Here is a 20023-nt window from a genome sequence, read left to right as displayed (position 1 = left end):
GCTCTATATGGTTAATCTTTCTTGTCTTAAAGTTACAGCCGTCCGAATTGCTTCAGGAAGGTCAGATCACTGTTGTAGAAGTGACGGATATCATCGACACCATACTTCAGCATCGCGATACGCTCTACGCCCATACCAAATGCAAAACCACTGTATTTCTCCGGATCATAACCACCCATTTCCAGTACTTTCGGGTGAACCATACCGCCGCCCAAAATTTCAAGCCAGCCTGTTTGCTTACATACGCGACAGCCGCTGCCGCCACATTGTACACAGGTTACATCCACTTCTGCACTTGGCTCTGTGAACGGGAAGAAGCTTGGACGCAGACGAATTTCTGTGTGGGAACCGAACATTTCGCGCACGAATTGCAACAGGGTTCCTTTCAGATCGCTCATACGAATGTTTTCGCTGATGACCAAACCTTCAACCTGATTGAATTGGAAAGAGTGCGTCGCATCGTCGTCATCACGGCGGTATACTTTACCTGGGCAGATGACTTTGACAGGCACTTCGCCCTTCATGCTCTGCATGGTACGTACTTGAACCGGAGATGTATGGGTACGCATCAACAAGTCTTCGGTAACATAGAAGGAATCCTGCATATCGCGCGCCGGGTGATTCTTCGGCAGATTCAATGCTTCAAAGTTGTAATAATCCATTTCGACTTCAGGACCTTCCGCAACGCGGTATCCCATACCGATGAAAATATCTTCGATCTCCTGTACCACTTTGGTCAGTGGATGCAGTCCGCCTTGACGTCCACGACGTCCTGGCAGAGTCACATCAATTTTCTCGGATTGCAGACGCTTCGCCGTCTCTTCCTTCTGGAACTGATCCTGCTTGCTGTCGATGACTTCCTCAATGGCAGCCCGAACATCATTGGCTACTTGACCAATAACTGGACGTTCCTCCGCACTAAGTGCACCCATACCACGCAAAATTTCAGTCAATGCACCCTTTTTCCCCAAATACTTTACACGCAGATCACTGAGCGTCTGCGGATCATTCACACCAGACAACTGCTCCAGCGCTTCGATCTTCAATGCCTCTAAACGTTCTTTCATGTGTAATTGCCCCCTTTTTGTGGTGTTTTTGCAACAAAAAAAGGCCTTCTCTCCCCTGAAGGGACGAAAAGACCGTGGTACCACCCTTGTTAGACATCCATTGCTGCGTGGCCCTTCTGGCCTGCAACTGGTTCTGTCTCACTTTGTACGGAATAACGACCGTTAACCGTTTGCCCCTACTGTTGCCTCTGTGTCTGCACACAAACAGGTTCAGGGAACCGCTTCGGAGTGAATTTCGGCAGCCTTGTTCTACAGAAACGCTCTCAATCTACGGCGCTTCCTCCCTGTCCAGAGGCACTGCTTACTTATCTCCATCATCACGTTTGCTTTTAAGTTAAACCTCTAGAGGTTGTCAAAAAGTCCGCTTTTGATTACGAATGATGCCTAACGGCATCATCAGCGTCGAATATGGCATTCAGCCGAATAAGCAGATGCTTACGAAGTATGTTTCCTTCGGAAACATTGTAGTTGCTCACGTAGTTTTCCTACGCTCCGCTACTCCATTTCTATCTTCATCCCATCTTTCTTGGTACTGAAAACCGATCTTTTTGAACACTTCCCCATATCGATGTAATCATCGATGATCGTTCATAATTATATGCAAAATAGATCGAAATAGCAAGCCGTCCATGTTCTAATTTATGCTTGCACCCTTATCTTTCAATTGTTTCAGGCGCTGCTGGATTTCGCGAATCTCAGCTGCCTCGACTGCTCGCTCATTCGAACGCTCGGGCTGTGTCAGACTGTCTTTTCCAACAGTGCTCACAGGAGACAGCAACTCCGATAGGCGCATCTCCAATCGTAACCGCTCGTCATCGGATTCCCGGGTCTCCAGCGCCACCTCCCGAAGTTTGGTGGACTGCTCCCAATCCGACACACCTCCTTCAAACAGAGTTGCTGTGCCACCAGCCTCCAGATCGCATAACCGATTCGCGAGCGACTTCGTCAGCATCCGGTCATGGGATACAAGCACCAAAGCACCTGAAGCCTGTTTTAATACATTTTCCATGACTTCCTGGGTATCGATGTCCAGATAGTTGGTCGGTTCGTCCAGCACCAGCAGATTCGCTCCGCCAAAATACAGTCTCAGAAATGCCACTCTGCACTTTTCCCCCATGCTCAAATCCCCAATGCGCTTGAATACATCATCTCTGGAAAATAGGAAACATCCCAGAATGGTACGTGCCGCACTTTGTGTCATGGATGGAAGGGTAAGCAAGCTGTCCAGCAGCGTCTGATTCTCGGGGAGCCCTTCCAGCTCCTGTGAAAAGTAACCGATTTTCAGCTGTGGATGCCGTGTGACCTTGCCTTGCGAAGGTTCCAGTTCACCAATCATCAACTTCAGCAGTGTTGTCTTGCCCGTTCCATTAGGACCTCGTACAGCAAGCCGATCTCCACGTTCCACAGCAATCCGAAGATCGCACAGCAATGGTTTGTCTCCCGTATATGAAAAACTCACCTCTTCCAGCGCAAGCAGCTGGCGTGCAGCCAGTGGATTCATCTGTAATTCCATGTTCAACTTTGCAGCTTCACGAGGTTTATCCACCCGTTCCCGCTCCAAACGTTCCAGCTGTTTTTGTTTCGCATGGTAACGTGAAATATTTTTGTTGGCTTTGGCTTTGTAGAAACTCTGGGTGATCTTCACCTCCACATCAGTCGCCGAATTATGCGCTTTATGGAACCATTCCTGATAATTTCGAATCGTTTCTTCCAACGCCTTACGTTCCAATTCCTGCCTGCGGTAGATCGTTTCCTGTTCGCGTAATTCACGCTCTTTGTGGATCTTGTAGTCGGAGTAACCTCCCTTGTATTTGGTCAGGGAATCTGGACTGAACTCAATGACTCCTGTTGCTACCTGATCAATAAACGTACGATCGTGTGATACAAATAACAGCGTACCTTCATATGAGGATAACCACTCTTCCAGCCAGCGCATGCTTCCCTCATCCAGATGATTTGTCGGTTCATCCAGGATCAGGAATTTGGGTTTGCTGACAAGTAGCCCTGCCAAACGAGCCTTTGTTTTTTGTCCACCACTCAAGGAATGATAGGGTCTATTCCAATGCTCTGCGGATAATCCAAGGCGAGTCAGTACTTTCTCTACCTCAGTCTCCCACATATAACCGTTCAACTGTTCATATTGCTCCATCACTTGTGTATAAGCTACAAGCAGCTCTTCATCCGCTTCAGTGCTCATGCTCAAACGTTGTTCCAGTTCTTCCAAGTTCCGTTTCACTTCATAGATCTGACCGCTCTCACGCCGGACCGCATCCAGTACATTCATCCCGGTCTCAATCTCCGAGCGCTGGCGCATGAACCCCCATTCCTGCTGAGGAATATGACGTTCAATCCGTCCACCACCATGCTCCTCACCCAAAATAATGCGTAACAACGTTGTCTTGCCGCATCCGTTGCGACCCAAAATGGCGAGTCGTTCGCCCTCATTAATCTCCAAATTCAATCCTGTAAACAATTCAATACCGTTCCACTCTTTTGATACTTCATGTAAGCGTACCAATGTCATCATGAGGCCTCATCCTTCCTGCATCCTTTTTGCCGAACAAAAAAAACCGCTGGCATCAGCCGGCGGTTTGGCAATTCAGTGTTGGATCAAGCATTCAAAGACAGATCTAAGGTAAGCCACGGCATGAACAAAGAAACCCAAAATACAGGGTACACGTAAACCTCAATGGCTTACTTGCTCCATACCTTTTCCCATAGCTGAATTTGGACACACGAATCCCCTCATTGCTCAGCCGCTCTGGCTGACTGCGTCATAAAACCGTCTGCAGTTAACTGGGGTTCAATTCATGTGTTTTACTTCATGGGACGTATGGTTACCTCTCATTCATGTGTAGTATCAATTTCTCCGTTATTGTACCAGATCATTGTAAAAAAGCAAAGGGTATATACATTAAACTAAAGAATACTTACTTACTCGCCACTCCGAAAACAGAACAATCTTCTGCTCACTGTTACCACCGAATTTCTTTTAGGGTAATAGAAAAAGCCCCTGCATCGCAAGGGCTCCGGTACTACTTCGTTAAGCGGGTGATGGGAATCGAACCCACGCTATTAGCTTGGAAGGCTAAAGTTCTACCATTGAACTACACCCGCATGATTGAAGATTTATTGTTAAGTTCCTTAGGAATTTAACAGTGATTTTACAAATAATAATATACCATGATCCTCTATAGCATGCAAGTCATATTTTCCATTTTTTTCATTACGAATCCATCAAAAAAAGCAGGAGCACCCTCGCGCCCCCGCTGTTCCCTATCCTGTAGGCTTATCCACATCTCTCAAAAACTGCTTTTCAAATTCAGCGGCTTTAATCGGTTTGCTGAAGAAATAACCCTGAGCCTCGTGACAGTGTTGATTGCGAAGAAAGACCATCTGATCTTCGTTCTCCACACCCTCAGCTGTGACTTTCAGTTGTAAATGATGCGCCATTGAAGTGATGGTAGATACAATCGCGGCGTTATTGCTGTCCTCCATGACTTCATTCACAAATGAACGGTCAATCTTGAGCCGATCAATCGGCAGATCCTTCAGATAGTGCAACGAGCTGTATCCCGTTCCAAAATCATCAATACTGATATGCACACCAATTTCTTTGATTTTGCGCAACTGTTCGAATGACCGGTCTTTATCAAATGTCATGCTCTCTGTAATCTCCAGTTCAAGCCATACAGGCTCTAGTCCCGTCTCTTTGAGAATGCCATTGATATTGTCCAACAAATGGGAGTGCCTGAATTGTCTCATCGACAGATTCACCGAAACACACAGTTTACGATAACCGGCTTCCTGCCACTGTTTGTTCTGTGCACACGCTTCACGAAGCACCCATTCGCCAAGTGGCACAATGAGCCCACTCTCTTCTGCCAGAGGAATAAAGTCCGCCGGAGATACCGAGCCTCGTTGCGGATGCTGCCAACGCACCAAAGCTTCCATGCCGACGATTAGCCCACTTTGCAGATTAACCTGCGGCTGGTAGACCAGGTAGAACTGACCTCGATCCAACGCCTTGCGCAGATCATTCTCAAGCTGCAAACGCTCCTGTGCCTTCATCTGCATCGCATGGGCAAAACGATTCAGTTCCATTCCTTGTTCCTTAGCACTGTGCAAAGCCGTATCGGCATTCTGAATAATCTCCAGTGGTGACTCCCCATCATGTGGGAAAATGGCCATCCCAATTCCAAGTGTCAGATGATACTCATTGCCATCAACCAAGACGGGCTTCTCAAAAAGTTGCAAAATGGATCTTGTCCGACGCAACGCTGTATCGGTTGAACTGAAATCTGTCATCGTTAATGCAAACTCATCTCTTCCCAATCCAAAGACTTCTTCTCCTGGAAGGGACAATTGTTTCAGTCGTTGACCTACCTGACGCAAAACACGGTTAGCTGCTTGCTGTCCAAGCGAATCATTAATGGTCTTGAACCGATTAATATTCAGGACCAATACACCAACAAGCTGTTCCTGCACCACGGCATCATCCATCATCTTTTTCAGCTGCTGTGAAAGGCGACGACGGTTTGGAAGTCCCGTCACGTCATCATGATGAGCAATATAGTTCATCTTGGCTTCCGCGACCTGCTGTTGCAGGAAAGGTGTGTCCACTACGGACGTATACAGCCCTTTTTGAATGAAAAAATATGCCATACAATTACTCAGCAATCCTAATAACAGATTGAGATCGTTCACCCCAGTTGCTGAAACAAAATAACATTCACCAAAAAAGAAACACAGAATGCCACATAGAATGGTTGGTAAATCACCGTCTTTGGTTTTTTTCCATTGTACAAACAAAAGAACTGCAATAATGCCATAGAGCAATCCAACCATAAGATGAACTCGAGTGAAGATACCACCAAGCACTTCCCCATCAAGCATGCTCGGCAACATGCTCCATTCCTGAATAGCCAATATGTACAAAATAACAAAGGTACCCAATGTCCCACTTAAAAGCAAGAATTTGCGTGGTAATGCAAATTCTTTCTCATTTAAGGTATACACGAGCAATAATCCTACGGAACATACCAAAGATCCCATGGTTGACATCATTAAGGAGAACTCCGATTCCATCATGGCTCCATTTGGAATCTCTTCTGCAAATGAAACGATATGAACCAGTTCAAATAGACCAATCAATAAAAAGAGTGTTGTCAATAATGTCCTCCGAAGCGTTAGCTTCTGTGTCCGAAACAACCAGCTTTGATTATAGATGCCGATACAAGCCGCTACCGCAGCAAATCCACCCAAGAGTGTCAAAACCGGGTAACCCGATATGATCAGATCAGAGCTTGAAGAAGAACGAAACCATTGACTTGCGAGGAAACATAATAAGCCGCCCACAGCGACCCAAATTATTTTTCTCTGATCTTGCAGATTAACCTTCATGCCGTGTTTTCCTTCCCGGGATCACCTATCCTGAATTACATTAACCAAACTTAACAACTTACTACACGATTCGACAAAAAAACATATTAACCAACGTTCAATTCACATGCATACACATGCTATCTGGTACATAATAACATTTAATTTTGTATACGTGAACTAAAAAATAGTTACTCCTAGGAATATTTATTCACAAATATATAGAAAAACAAGGCATTAAGAACTAAAAAAACATGGATCTCCAGTTAGAGTCCATGTTTTCCTATTTTGCAACTGTATTTCAGACTATATTACTTATCAAAATTCACTTCTGGTGTTGTTAATTTATCATAGAAATCAACAACCTTATCCTTGTCTTCCGATGAGCGAATCGCCATTGCTGAACGTGGATGCTCGTCCAACGCGCCTGTAATCATGTAAGGCAGAATGTAACCCCATTCTTCTTTTTCTCTGAGTGGAACCATCAACTGTTCCAATACACCAAGTACTGGACGCAGATTGTATTTTGTTCCTTTCAGATGAGCTACGAGCAATTCGGTTGGACAGTTTCCTGCCGCACGTCCCATACCATACACAGAAGCATCAAGCAGTTCAACGCCAAGTTCTGCCGCAACCAATGTGTTAGAAAACGCAAGTTGCATATTATTATGTGTGTGAACACCAAGACGTTTGTTAGGCAAGTGAGTCTTGAACTTCTCTACCAGATATTTCACATCATTATGGTCCAAGCTACCGTAGGAGTCTACAATGTAAACAACATCCACAGCGCTTTCTTTGATCAATTCAAATGCTTCCAGCAATTCATTCTCCATAACATTGGAGAGTGCCATAATATTAAGTGTAGTTTCATATCCACGATCATGGAATGTTTGAACCAGTGCAAGTGCCTTGTCTACATCTTTGCTGTAGCAGGCAACCCGGATCAGATCCAGCATGCTCTCACTGCGAGGCAAGATATCATTTTCGTCCACACGACCTACGTCAACCAGCGCAGACAGTTTGGTATTGCCTTTTTGAGGAATAACTTTACGCAGGAAATCATCGTTCAGGAAACGCCATGGTCCTGCTTCCTCGGCACCTTTAAGCAACTTCGGAGAGTTCTTATATCCAATTTCCATATAATCAACGCCAGCTTCATTCAATCCAGCATATAGCTGTTGAACAAAGTCCACGCTAAAGTCCCAATTATTCACCAATCCGCCATCACGGATCGTACAATCTACAATTTTGCAATGATTTGTCTTCATTAATGTCTGCTCCTTTTCTGACCAACTTGTGTATTCCTCTCATGATACTTGAACGTGACAAGAAAAGTAAAGGGATTCCGGACTTATTTACTTCGATAAGATCTCCAGATTCGGTCAATCTCAACCATATCGGAACGATCGGGAGCTTTCTCTCCATAACGAACGGCATTATACGTATCTGGCAGTCTCGCAGACAGCTCATCTTCTTCTACCTTCATACCATTCTGAATAATGGTCTGTGCAGCCTCCAGCGGAGTGTGTGTCCCCTGTATTTCCACGCCTCGATGAGCGGCTCTTTCAATCCAAGTCCGATAGTAATACCGAACACGTTCGGCATCCTGTGCAGGTGGCGCTTCTTTCTTCCGAAACCAATTCTTTCGGACTTTTGCTGGCGCATCAAGCGTCTCACTGACATCGATATACTCCGTCCGTGGTTCTGCCTTCTTTTCACCTGGTTGTAACATCCCCTTGAATCGGTCCATAAGTCTGTTTATCGTTTTTTGACCCAACCTCAGAAGCAGCCACAGGATTGCTCCTGCTACAGCACACATCACTACCCATCCGAGGATGTTCCAGAAGACTGAGGGCTCGGATGGCGGCTCTCTCCAGTCATTCGGTATATTTAACTGCTGATTGGGGTTGTCCATTGGTAATCGTGGCTCCTCGCCGGAAATCGGACCAAACCATCCCCTGATCCATGCGAGCAAGCGATCACGCAGCGGTCCCAGCCAGGCAGCCAGACTTGGGAAAGCACCAATCGCTACGATAACAATAAACATCCACATGAACCGCTGATGATTCGCACGTGCAAAATCTCTTAATACCAATCTTCTCTTGCCGTCATTGAGTATTGCCTGATCCAGTTGTAGCATATATCGTCCAACCAGCCAAAAGGCAAAGCTGATCACTCCCGCAATATAGATCCATAGGGTATAGGTTTGTATCGGCTGCATGAATTCCAACGAGTTCGAAGCAATCATAAGCACGATTGCACTAATTACACCCATAATCTGCAAGCGCCATAACAACACTGAATGAAAGACTGGCTGGAAGGTCAGACCTGTATAAGCCGATATGACTCCACACAGTACCAATGTGATGATATCCGGCAACGGGAGAATAAGGCTCATCCCAACAACGAGTGCGAAGAGAAATCCTATGACGAGTGCCGTTAATCCACGAATGAGTGTGCTTTTCTCGCTAAAACCTGGAATTTTATGCTGAATGAACTGTCCTAACCAACCTACAAGAACAACCAGGATGAATAGTGTGTATGGCAAATGTTCCATTGCGTAGAATGAAGCAAGCGTAAATATCGGAAAAAGGTATATGCCAGCCATCAAGACGGCAAGCATTGCTATGAGTCCTGTGGTCGTTGCTACCGGTCTGTTCCTCATGCACTCACCGCCTTCGTATTACCCTTCACGTCCTCTACCGGGAGAATCGTTACACGATGTCCTTGTTCGTGCAGACGTGCAATCTCGTGCTCCATAGCGGCAGATACATAGCATGTAATCAGCAGATAGCTGCGGATTTGCTGTGCTTCTTCATTCAGACGTACTTCATCATTCAGGAATTGCTCCATGGGCACCATACATTTCAATTCTGTCTCAGCCATAGCTTCCAGTAACCGTTCCAGATGGGGCGTGCCATAATCCGGTTCAATCCGAAGTGTATCGCGGCCTCCACCCACATGATAACCATTATGGGCGAAACCTGCTGGCAACCCTCTACCGATGGCATCCACTGCAACCGTGGCAGCGTAACGAAGTGCCCGCTCAATCTTTTCCGGTCGAGTAACAACACTCCACATATCTGCAGATTCCTGAATATTGACTACTATCCAGGATTGCGGATCAGCCGTCCATCCCTGCTTGTAGACCTGTAATTCACCTGTACGTGCACTCGCTTTCCAGTGAATACGATTCATGGGGTCGCCTGCACCATAAGGCCGAACACCCAGGATCAAGAAAGGATCTTCAACGATCCATCGTGATACTTCCACTTCTCCCTGCCATACCTGATAAATTGCAGGAAGATCCTCTGCATTCACTAATGAGGGATACACAATCATAGACATTTGCAAAGGAATCGGTTTGGTGGAACGCCACACGCCAAAGAGATCCCCCCCTGTCATCGTTGCTGTATTTAATGGATAAATTCCACGCTGAGTACATGTAAAAGGATGCTTGCGCGTAATACGAGTAAACGGTTTTAACGTAAAAATACTCTTATGGTTCTGATAGATTTCGCCTTGACTAATATCCATACCTGAGCCGGAACGAAATACAAACGACACTGGCATCATCGATTCAAGTCTGAGCCACGGTACGGAGACTCGTTTCTCATTCGATATCGTCTCCACCATCTCAAGTTCATCTCCAGCGTAACAACGCAGCTTGCTGAATTGTCTGCTGTACCTGAGCTTTCGCAGTGCAGGTCGTCCAAACCACACACCATGTATAACAACGACAATGCCTCCAACAAGGACAAGCCATAATAATGCCATAAGATTAACGCCCGCTTGTAGCGAGATTCTCCGTAGGCACTTCTGTCTGATTCAGAAGTTCCTGGATGATACGCTCCGCCAAGCCCTCTTGTTGTCTGATCCGGTTACGGAATACGAGTCGGTGGGCCAGCACAGGTTCCGCCAGTACTTTAATATCATCAGGCAAAACAAAGTCTCTGCCATGCAGTGCAGCCCATGCCTGACTTGCCTTGAGTAATGCCTGAGCCCCTCGTGGACTTACGCCAAGCGAGAGCTCTGGATGTTGCCTTGTCGCTTCGGTTAACTGAATGATATATCGTAGCAAATCTTCGTTGATTTGCACTGTTTTATACGTATCCTGCGCCTTCAAAAGTTCTTCACGACTGATCACTGCCGAGAGATCATCAACAGAACGACTGGCTACCGTACGTCTCAAAATTTCTACACTCTCTTCACTGCTTGGATAACCCATGCGAATTTTCATCATAAAACGATCCATCTGCGCTTCAGGTAGTGGAAAAGTTCCCTGGTTATCTACAGGATTCTGGGTGGCGATAACGATGAATGGCCGTTCCAGCTGTCTCGTTGAACCGTCGATACTGATCTGGCGCTCTTCCATACACTCCAGCAAGCTTGATTGTGTACGCGGTGTAGCCCGGTTAATCTCATCAGCTAGTACAAGATTGGCAAACAAGGGGCCGGGTCGGAATTCAAAATCCCCTTCTTTTTGATTAAAAAAATGAATCCCTGTTAAGTCCGAGGGCAGCAAGTCCGGTGTAAACTGTATCCGTTGGAATGTGCAGTCCAATGAAGAGGCTACCGATTTGGCAAGCATCGTTTTTCCGGTACCCGGTACATCCTCCAGCAGCACATGTCCTGACGCTATGATCGCTGTCATTACCAGCTCTATGGTATGCTCTTTTCCCACAATCACTTTTCCCACATGATCCATAAATTGTTGATTCATTCGTTCCATTCCTTGGATTTCCATCTGCATCTCATCCTTCCGTTATGGAGCTTATGTATTCGCATTCATTACTAACTATAACCGTTATTGGCAACATAAAACAAAGGAGTTGGCAAATGGCCAACTCCTTAACTCCCCGCTTTTCTCAATATACCAAGGGTAACATAATTATAAACCGCGTGCCTTCGCCCTTTTTGCTATCCACAGAGATAGTGCCTCCATGGTTCTTGATGATCCGGTAACTCACCGAAAGTCCAAGCCCCGTTCCGCTCTCCTTGGTCGTGAAGAATGGATCAAACAGACGTACAAGCGTGTTATGGTCCATCCCATGACCGTTATCCGCGATGGAGATCTGCACGAATTTGTTTTCCGTGGCGGTAGATATTCGAATTAGACCCGTATGTTCTTCGCCAACTTCCTCAATGGCATCCATTGCGTTTTTCACCATATTCAAAATAACCTGCTTAATCTGTTTGACATCAATGGACACATTCAGCGGGGCATCCCCTTCATCCAGTACGATCTCGCATCCCTTCATCAACCCTTCGCTTTCGGTCAGCAAGACCACCTCTTTGAGCAAAGAGTCGACGGATATCACGGTCTTCTGTGGAGCTGACGGTTTGGAAGAATTCAAAAATTCGTAGATGATGTCATTCGCCCGATCAATCTCCGTCAGTATGATTCGAGCGTACTCGTCTTTGCCGAGCTGCAGCAAATGGGGCCTGAGCAGTTGAATGAACCCACGGATTGCAGTCAACGGATTACGAATTTCATGAGCAATAGATGCTGAAATTCGCCCCAGCATCGCAAGTTTGTCATTTTGATAAGCGGTCTGTTCAATTTGTTTATAATCAGATACATCTTTGACGCTGAACAAGAAGTCGCCATCCATCTGATCACCGTACGTCACAGTAACCAGCCAATGCCTTCCGTATTCATCAATCAACTCATGATAGCGCTTACGATGAAAAATAGTTTCCCGATAGATACGTAAAATTTTCTTTTTCTTGAATCGGCTCATCTGCGGATGATGCAGCATTTGCATCAGGGTGCAGCCGCTCAACAGACTTCTTGGAAGTTCCAACAACTTTGCCATCTGAACGTTAATAAACGTCAATACACCGTGACTGTCAAACAACATAATACCGCTATCCAGATGTTCCAGTACATTCTCGTACTTGTTGTTATCCAGATGCACAGGCGGGAAACCATCCGTTGGTTGAGGCACTGTATCCTGAAATTCACTAATCATGTCAGGTTCCTCCTTTTCACGTAAATGATAAACTTGCCATTCGGACATCATATCATCACAGAAACAGGAAGGGCCGATTTTATTTTTCATTACCGGTGCCCTTTCGTTGGGGGGCTGAGCCGAAAATATGGATGGCATGGCCGGAACTCAAGCTGGTCTATTCCCGGTAACCAACAGTCGATCCGGAAAATCATATACGTTTGTCCCATTCTGACCTTCTCCTATTCCCAAACACGAACATTTTTTGCTCCGCCTCTTTTGCAAGTCTGTTTTTATCATAGACAAGTTTATAGAAGAGAGTCAATCGGAGAAAGTGTCGAATGGAAATTATTTTAAAAAAAACCTCGAATTAGTTCCAGAACACAGCACAAAAACGAAGCCGTTTCACCCAGTTAGGCAAATCAGCTTCGTTTTTAATATCTTTAATTGGTGATATATCCGAGATCATCTATAGTCCGGTCTTATTATGCTGAATTTTCAGTCTGCGCTGACTCATCACAGCTAATCGACGTTTAAGTTCGCTTTCCCACTTCTCGTCTTTGGTTTCCTTCGCGAGCCTGAGCAAATCCAGAGCCATATCAATCTGGCGTTGCACAATGACCATGGCATCCTCGCTCTCACGGTTTACACAGTTTTCAAAAATCGCATCCTCATCTTCTGTAACATAATCTTGAAAGTCGATCTCGGATGCACCGTCTCCATGCGCATATTCAGCCAGAATTTCGTATTCGTTTTCCACTTTATAATGCACCTCAACCCGGTGACACACCGGGCAAAACAGCAGGGGAACATTATGAACCTGGGTGCGGTAATGCTTCAGCGTGCCCTTTGTTCCAACCATACTTGCCCCACAACAGTAACTCATTTTTGTTCACCCTCCTTATTACGTGCCGGGACTTTTTTGTTAAAATGCCATCCCGTACACTTACAGCACTTCCAAAAAGGAATAGTTCCATCAGTGTATCACATTCATGTACAGATTATAAATGCAGAGCACCGGAATATTTACCGGGTTTCCATACCCTATTCGCCTTAAAGGCCATCAATTCCTCTTTCAACAGATAAAAAGAAGACTTTCTTCTAATATATTATTAACACGCTTAGCTGCTTGTTCAAACACTTTTGATTAACTTCGTGATAACTTCCGTCAAAAGGGTGCAAAAAGCCCTCAATCCCTAACGGGATGAGGGCTTGAACAAAAACCGTTCAAGTTAATCTGGCTTACAGGTTAGTGTCGCCTGGTTTCCAGTTCATTGCACACAATCCGCCGGATTGCAGTGCTTGCAGTACGCGAAGTGTTTCTTCAACACTACGGCCTACATCGTTGTGGTTAACTACTTGATATTTCAATTCGCCTTCTGGATCGATGATGAACAGACCGCGCAATGCTACGCCTTCTTCTTCGATCAGAACGCCGTAATCTTTAGCCACTTGCTTCGTGATATCGGAAGCCAGTGGGAAGTTCAATTGACCCAGACCATTGCTGTCTACAGGTGTATTGATCCATGCTTTGTGGCTGTGTACGGAGTCTACACTCACGCCAAGGATTTCTGTATCCAAAGCTTTGAATTGCTCGGAAGCAACGCTCAAAGCTGTAATTTCAGTTGGGCACACAAATGTGAAGTCCAAAGGATAAAAGAAGAATACAAGCCATTTGCCACGATAATCGGACAGTTTAACGGAACCAAAGTCTTGTCCGTCTCCCGATACTGTTTCCATTGCGAAATCCGGTGCTGGTCTACCTACCAAACGTTCTGCCATAACTAAAAATTCCTCCTTTGGGATTATGTAAGCATCCTTGCGGATTGCTCATCATCAAGAAAAACGCGTACGTTTTTCCTGTAATTAAAATGATTTGAACCTTGATAACAAGTACAAGTAAAATGTTATCATCCGGACTTCCCAAAGTCAAGATTATAAAGATTATTTTTTTATAATCATTATAAATAAGGATTTTTCGTGGCAAAAATGATAAAGGAACAGCCCTCTGTACATTCCATAACTGGAAACAAAGGGCTGCCTGTAGTTGGTAATATAATTACGCCTGTTTCTGAATAGCCGCCACGATCAAATCGCCCATTTCGGTCGTGCTGATCGCTGTGCTCTTGTCTACAGCAATATCACTCGTGCGGTGTCCTGCGTTCAATACATCTGATACAGCTGCTTCAATGGCATCCGCACCTTCTGTATAACCAAAGGTTGTACGGAACATCAATGCCAAAGAGAGAATGGTTGCAATCGGATTAGCGAGGCCTTGACCTGCGATATCCGGTGCAGAACCGTGTACCGGCTCATAGAGTCCGAAGCTGCCCTCTCCCAGTGATGCAGATGCGAGCATACCGATGGAACCTGTCAACATCGCTGCTTCATCACTCAAGATATCTCCAAACATGTTTTCCGTTACGATGACATCGAAGCTGGACGGACGACGCAGCAATTGCATCGCGCAGTTGTCTACCAGTACATGCTCCAGTTCAACATCCGGATAATCCGGTGCTACCCGGTTCACGACTTCACGCCAGAGACGGGAAGTTTCCAATACGTTGGCTTTGTCTACAGAAGCCAGCTTTTTGCGACGTCCTTGCGCAATTTCGAACGCCTGACGAACGATCCGTTCCACTTCTGTTACATTATATGCACATGTATCCACAGCCTCTTCGCCCTGTGCACTTTCACGTCTGAACTTCTCTCCGAAGTAGATCCCACCTGTCAACTCACGTACCACCATCAGATCTGTACCTTCCAGTACTTCAGGCTTCAGAGTTGAAGCATCCTTCAAGCAATCAAATACAACAGCCGGACGCAGGTTGGAGAACAATCCAAGTGCTTTGCGAATACCCAGCAGGCCTGTTTCCGGGCGAAGCTCCTTGCTGTTGTTATCCCATTTTGGGCCGCCAACTGCTCCAAGCAGGACCGCGTCTGCACTTTTACATACGCTCAGTGTTTCTTCAGGAAGAGGTGTACCCTTCTCATCAATCGCGATTCCGCCAAACAACGCATGCTCTGTCTCAAAACGATAACCGAATACTTCCTCCGTACGTTTAAGAACTTTCTCAGCCTCAGCTACGACTTCAGGGCCGATTCCGTCACCTGCAATAACTGCAATTTTTTTCACGTCTGCCATTGGGTTGTCCACTCCTTATATTTCATTCATTAATTATTCATAAAGTAACGTCTCATATTAACTCTCTCTTTTGTATCATATTCCAAGGTCATTTGACCAAGATATACAATCTATGACTTTAATAGATTTTACCTATAAGCCAATAGAGATTGGCCTTTCCAAGTTGTTCTGACCTCCCGGCTGGGTTAAAATATAGCTGAATTCAAATCAGGTACGCAGGAGGGATAAGCAATATGCAATATTCGTATTTGGGTAAATCAGGCCTCAAGGTCAGCCGAATCTGTCTCGGTACCATGAATTTCGGGCCTGCTACAGATGAAAAAGAAGCTTTCCGCATTATGGACGCAGCACTAGATGCCGGCGTGAACTTTTTTGATACCGCTAACATCTACGGTTGGGGTGAAAATTCCGGCCTTACCGAAGAAATTATCGGACGCTGGTTCAACCAGGGCGGGGGCAGACGTGAAAAAGTAGTTCTGGCCACCAAAGTCTATGGCTCCATGCATGATGATACAGATGGCCCCAACAACGAAGCTGGCCTCTCCGCCTACAAAATCAGACGGCATCTGGAGGGTTCCCTCCGCCGCTTACAGACCGATCATATCGAGCTATACCAGATGCATCATGTAGACCCTGCGATATCATGGGACGAGCTGTGGGGGGCGTTCGAGAATGCCGTTCATCAGGGTAAAATCGGTTATGTAGGATCGAGTAACTTTGCTGCATGGCAGATTGCAATCGCTCAAAGTGAAGCCAAGAATCGTCATTTCCTCGGCCTGGTTTCCGAACAACATAAATATAGTCTCAACTGTCGTTTGCCTGAGTTGGAAGTACTGCCCGCTGCCAAAGAGCTGGGCCTCGGCGTCATTCCATGGAGTCCACTGGATGGTGGATTACTGGGACGTAACGCTCTGCAGAAGCTGGAAGGAACACGCAGTGGAGGCATCGCTGGACGGATCGAGCAGCAGCAAACTCAGCTTGAAGACTTTGCCGCACTATGTCGTGATCTCGGTGAACCACAGGATACGGTAGCTTTGGCATGGGTTGCAGCCAATCCGGCAGTGACCGCCCCGATTATCGGACCGCGTACACTGGAGCAGTTTGAGACAGCACTCAAATGTCTGGATGTAACTTTGGATGAAGCCGTGCTCAAACGTCTGGATGAGATTTTCCCGGGTCCAGGTGGACATGCCCCTAATGCATACGCGTGGTAATAGCTTGATAGTGTAAGCCAATGCAATAGGTAATCGTAGAAAAGGTTCTGTGGTTTTACTGCCATAATTATATAAATCAGCATTTTGCATAATTCGAATTATACCGCTCACGGGTACAAGATATAGACGAACAGAATCATTTCGATCTATATCTTGCTGATTGGAAGACGCTTAGAGGTTATGCAAAATGCTCAAATACAAGCAAAAGAGTCTGGCCCTCCACAGGAGAGTCAGACTCTTTACGTACCTCACTAAACGTAACAAAGCAAGCCGAACGATCTTCTATATCCATTAAATTAAAGATAGATCATTCTAGCAGCATACATGTGTCTCAGCTTAAAGTTCAGTTCAATGAAGGCTGCGTGCTTCTTGCATTGGAGCCTACAGATTAACGTTTACACGGTTCGTATATGTCTTGCGCTTCTCAATCAATTGATTCAGGCCGTCTACATAGGCACGTGCACTTGCACCCAATATATCTGTGCTTACGCCACGTCCTTGTACCGAAACCTGATTCTGAGTCAGCACAACATGTACTTCACCCAATGCATCCTTACCGTGCGTTACCGATTTGATAGAGTAGTCAGACAACGTTACGTCTTCCCCACTCACTTGGTCAATCGCATTGTAGATCGCATCTACCGATCCGTTACCCTCTGCTTGCTTCTCAATCGTATCCCCATCAAGCGTTGCAATGCGGACTTTGGCCGTTGGTACCGATTCATCTCCGTAAGTTACGAAGATGGATTCCAGTTTATACACCTCAGGTGCATCCTGCAATTTCTCTTCAATTACAGCGAGCAGATCTTCGTCAGTAACTTCTTTTTTCTTATCAGCCAGATCTTTGAACTGGGCGAAAGCCCGATTCAATGCTTCTTCTTCCAGCTCATATCCCAGATCAATCAACCGTTCACGGAAGGCATGACGACCAGAATGTTTACCCAGTACAAGTTTACTTTCCTTCAGACCGATGGACTCTGGGGTCATGATCTCGTACGTGGTTTTTTCCTTCAGCATACCATCCTGGTGAATGCCAGATTCATGTGCGAAGGCATTTGCCCCAACAATGGCTTTGTTTCCAGGCACAACCATACCTGTCAAACGGCTAACCAAACGACTGGTCCGTGCAATCTCAGACAACTGCAGCGATGTTTTCGCCTGGAAAAATTCCTGACGTGTCTCCAGTGCCATAGCAATTTCCTCGATCGCCGTGTTTCCGGCACGTTCACCAATGCCATTGATCGTACCTTCGATCTGATCGGCTCCGTTGAGAATGGCTGCAAGTGTATTGGCCGTCGCCATACCCAAGTCATTATGACAGTGGGCACTCAGCTGTACCTTTTCAATACCGTGTACATTCTCCTTGAGGTGTTTGAAAATGTTTCCGTATTCATATGGGCTCAGGTAACCAACCGTATCCGGAATATTCACGACGGCTGCACCTTCTTCAACAGCCATATTCACCATTTCCACTAGGAAATCATACTCGGTACGACCTGCATCCTCAAGGGAGAATTCAATCTTCGAGAATGTTTTCTTTGCATAACGAATCGCGGAACGAGCTGTATCCAGTACCTGCGCTTTATCCATGCGTAATTTATGTTGGCGGTGAATAGGTGAAGTTGCCAGGAAAACGTGAATGCACGGGTCCTGTGCACCTTTAAGTGCTTCCTTAACCGCATCAATGTCTTGCTCTCTGGAACGGGACAAGCCAATTACAGTCACATTTTTGACCGCATTTGCTACTGCATTGACAGCTGCCAGATCACCTGGAGATGCCGCCGGGAAACCCGCTTCCATCCGGTCAATGCCAAGCCGCTCGAGCTGATGGGCAATTTCCACCTTTTCACGAGTGTTCAGATTGACTCCCGGGGATTGCTCTCCATCACGCAGCGTTGTGTCAAATACATAGATTTTACGCACGCTTCGCACCTCCTGTACTTGTTGTTATATGTTTCTCTGAACCAGCAATAGCGGCTCACGCATAAGCACGGCCGCTATTCCCAGTTAAAGCTCTAAGTTTACTTGAATACCTTTAAGTGCATGTTCTAGAAGTTAATTCTTATTTCTTGATCCAGTGCATCATCTCACGCAATTGTCCGCCAACCACTTCGATTGGGTGTTCAGCTTCGTTGCGACGAGTTGCTGTCAAGAATGCACGTCCGGATTGGTTTTCCAGAATGAAGTCACGTGCGAATTTACCTTGTTGGATATCCGTCAGCACTTCTTTCATTGCTTTCTTCGTATCTTCAGTTACAACGCGAGGTCCAGTTACATAGTCACCGTACTCAGCTGTGTTACTGATGGAATCACGCATGCTTGAAAGTCCGCCTTCATACATCATGTCAACGATCAGCTTCAGTTCGTGCAGACATTCGAAGTATGCCATTTCAGGAGCGTAACCCGCTTCTGTCAATGTTTCGAATCCAGCTTTTACCAATGCACTCACGCCACCACACAGAACAGCTTGCTCACCGAACAGATCTGTTTCTGTTTCTTCACGGAAGGAAGTTTCGATAACCCCTGCGCGTGTACAACCGATACCTTTAGCATAAGCCAAACCGATTTCTTTAGCTTTACCCGTTGCATCTTGCTCAATCGCGATCAGGCCTGGTACACCAAAACCTTCCACATAAGTACGACGTACCATGTGACCAGGGGACTTAGGAGCTACCAGCAATACATCGCTGTTTTTTGGAGCAACGATTTGACCGAAATGAACGTTGAAACCGTGTGAGAAGAGCAATGCAGCGCCTTCTTTCAGGTTTGGTTCGATTTCGTTTTTGTATACAGAAGCTTGAGTTTCGTCTGGCAGCAAGATTTGAACTACATCTGCGCGGCTTGTTGCTTCAGCCGGGGACAGAACTTCAAATCCGTCATTTTTTGCAGTGTCGAAGGATTTACCTTCACGAAGTCCGATTACTACGTTCAATCCACTATCACGAAGGTTTTGAGCTTGGGCGTGGCCCTGGCTACCATAACCGATTACCGCGATCGTTTTTCCTTTCAATACGTTAAGCTCTGCATCCTGTTCATAATAAGTAGTTACTGGCATGTTTATAAGTCCTCCTTTGTATTGTAAAGAACCCTTCATTAATGAGCGGGTGTCTCAAGGGACCGCCTCGCTTGGAGTGTCAAAAGCATCTCTGGTCTGATCCGATCCGTTCAGACACCCGCCCATTAATGCGGGAATGTAGCTATATTTTCAAGCGTTACATCACTAAAATGTTAAATTACAACTGTTAAGGGACTGACACTCAC

Annotated in this window: 14 protein-coding genes and 1 tRNA gene; 1 reads left to right on the top strand and 14 read right to left on the bottom strand. The window is 45.9% G+C overall.

Translation table 11 applies throughout. From position 1 onward, the window contains the following. Positions 1-32: 32 nt before the first annotated feature. The 12 genes from pheS to leuB all read right to left on the bottom strand — a co-directional run bounded on the left by pheS (position 33) and on the right by leuB (position 15548). Positions 33-1067: a phenylalanine--tRNA ligase subunit alpha gene (gene pheS, locus MKY01_RS09095; RefSeq protein WP_047842255.1), complete on the bottom strand. Its 1035-nt coding sequence runs from the start codon at positions 1065-1067 to the stop codon at positions 33-35. Between the two features lie 634 nt (positions 1068-1701). After that, a complete protein-coding gene (gene abc-f, locus MKY01_RS09090; protein WP_127544433.1) occupies positions 1702-3594 on the bottom strand; it encodes an ABC-F type ribosomal protection protein in 1893 nt (630 codons plus the stop codon). Between the two features lie 519 nt (positions 3595-4113). Further along, positions 4114-4184, bottom strand: a tRNA-Gly gene (locus MKY01_RS09085). Between the two features lie 159 nt (positions 4185-4343). Beyond that, positions 4344-6470, bottom strand: coding sequence for an EAL domain-containing protein (locus tag MKY01_RS09080; protein WP_076318305.1), 2127 nt, complete (start codon positions 6468-6470; stop codon positions 4344-4346). Positions 6471-6760: 290 nt separating this feature from the next. After that, positions 6761-7717 carry an aldolase catalytic domain-containing protein gene (locus MKY01_RS09075; RefSeq protein WP_047842252.1) on the bottom strand — a complete coding sequence of 319 codons (957 nt, stop codon included), beginning with the start codon at positions 7715-7717 and terminating at the stop codon, positions 6761-6763. Between the two features lie 83 nt (positions 7718-7800). Further along, positions 7801-9114, bottom strand: a complete 1314-nt coding sequence (locus MKY01_RS09070) for a DUF4129 domain-containing protein (protein WP_127544436.1) — start codon at positions 9112-9114, stop codon at positions 7801-7803. After that, entirely contained in the window at positions 9111-10226 is a 1116-nt protein-coding gene (locus MKY01_RS09065; RefSeq protein WP_127544439.1) for a DUF58 domain-containing protein, read from the bottom strand. Before MKY01_RS09065 ends, MKY01_RS09070 begins: the two co-directional genes overlap by 4 nt. 4 nt (positions 10227-10230) lie before the next feature. After that, a complete protein-coding gene (locus MKY01_RS09060) occupies positions 10231-11196 on the bottom strand; it encodes a MoxR family ATPase (RefSeq protein ID WP_127544442.1) in 966 nt (321 codons plus the stop codon). Positions 11197-11317: 121 nt separating this feature from the next. Further along, complete coding sequence (locus MKY01_RS09055) at positions 11318-12424, bottom strand: PAS domain-containing sensor histidine kinase (protein ID WP_036610143.1); 1107 nt, start codon at positions 12422-12424, stop codon at positions 11318-11320. Positions 12425-12872: 448 nt separating this feature from the next. Next, positions 12873-13289, bottom strand: a complete 417-nt coding sequence (locus MKY01_RS09050; RefSeq protein ID WP_017689649.1) for a hypothetical protein — start codon at positions 13287-13289, stop codon at positions 12873-12875. Between the two features lie 356 nt (positions 13290-13645). Further along, positions 13646-14185, bottom strand: coding sequence for a peroxiredoxin (locus tag MKY01_RS09045; protein ID WP_036610146.1), 540 nt, complete (start codon positions 14183-14185; stop codon positions 13646-13648). A gap of 277 nt (positions 14186-14462) precedes the next feature. Further along, the gene (gene leuB / locus MKY01_RS09040) at positions 14463-15548 is read right to left on the bottom strand and encodes a 3-isopropylmalate dehydrogenase (protein ID WP_036610148.1); all 1086 of its coding nucleotides are present in this window, start codon (positions 15546-15548) and stop codon (positions 14463-14465) included. Between the two features lie 233 nt (positions 15549-15781). Here leuB and MKY01_RS09035 point away from each other — a divergent pair, with 233 nt between their 5' ends. After that, on the top strand, positions 15782-16762 hold the full coding sequence (locus MKY01_RS09035) for an aldo/keto reductase (RefSeq protein WP_282318799.1): 981 nt from the start codon (positions 15782-15784) through the stop codon (positions 16760-16762). Positions 16763-17143: 381 nt separating this feature from the next. Here MKY01_RS09035 and MKY01_RS09030 read toward each other — a convergent pair whose 3' ends face one another. After that, a complete protein-coding gene (locus tag MKY01_RS09030) occupies positions 17144-18685 on the bottom strand; it encodes a 2-isopropylmalate synthase (protein ID WP_036610154.1) in 1542 nt (513 codons plus the stop codon). 139 nt (positions 18686-18824) lie between these two features. Further along, on the bottom strand, positions 18825-19817 hold the full coding sequence (gene ilvC / locus MKY01_RS09025) for a ketol-acid reductoisomerase (protein ID WP_036669754.1): 993 nt from the start codon (positions 19815-19817) through the stop codon (positions 18825-18827). Between the last annotated feature and the right edge of the window lie 206 nt (positions 19818-20023).

Source organism: Paenibacillus sp. FSL R5-0486, from assembly GCF_037975155.1.
Classification (GTDB): domain Bacteria; phylum Bacillota; class Bacilli; order Paenibacillales; family Paenibacillaceae; genus Paenibacillus; species Paenibacillus amylolyticus.
This window is presented reverse-complemented; position numbering and strand designations above follow the sequence as displayed.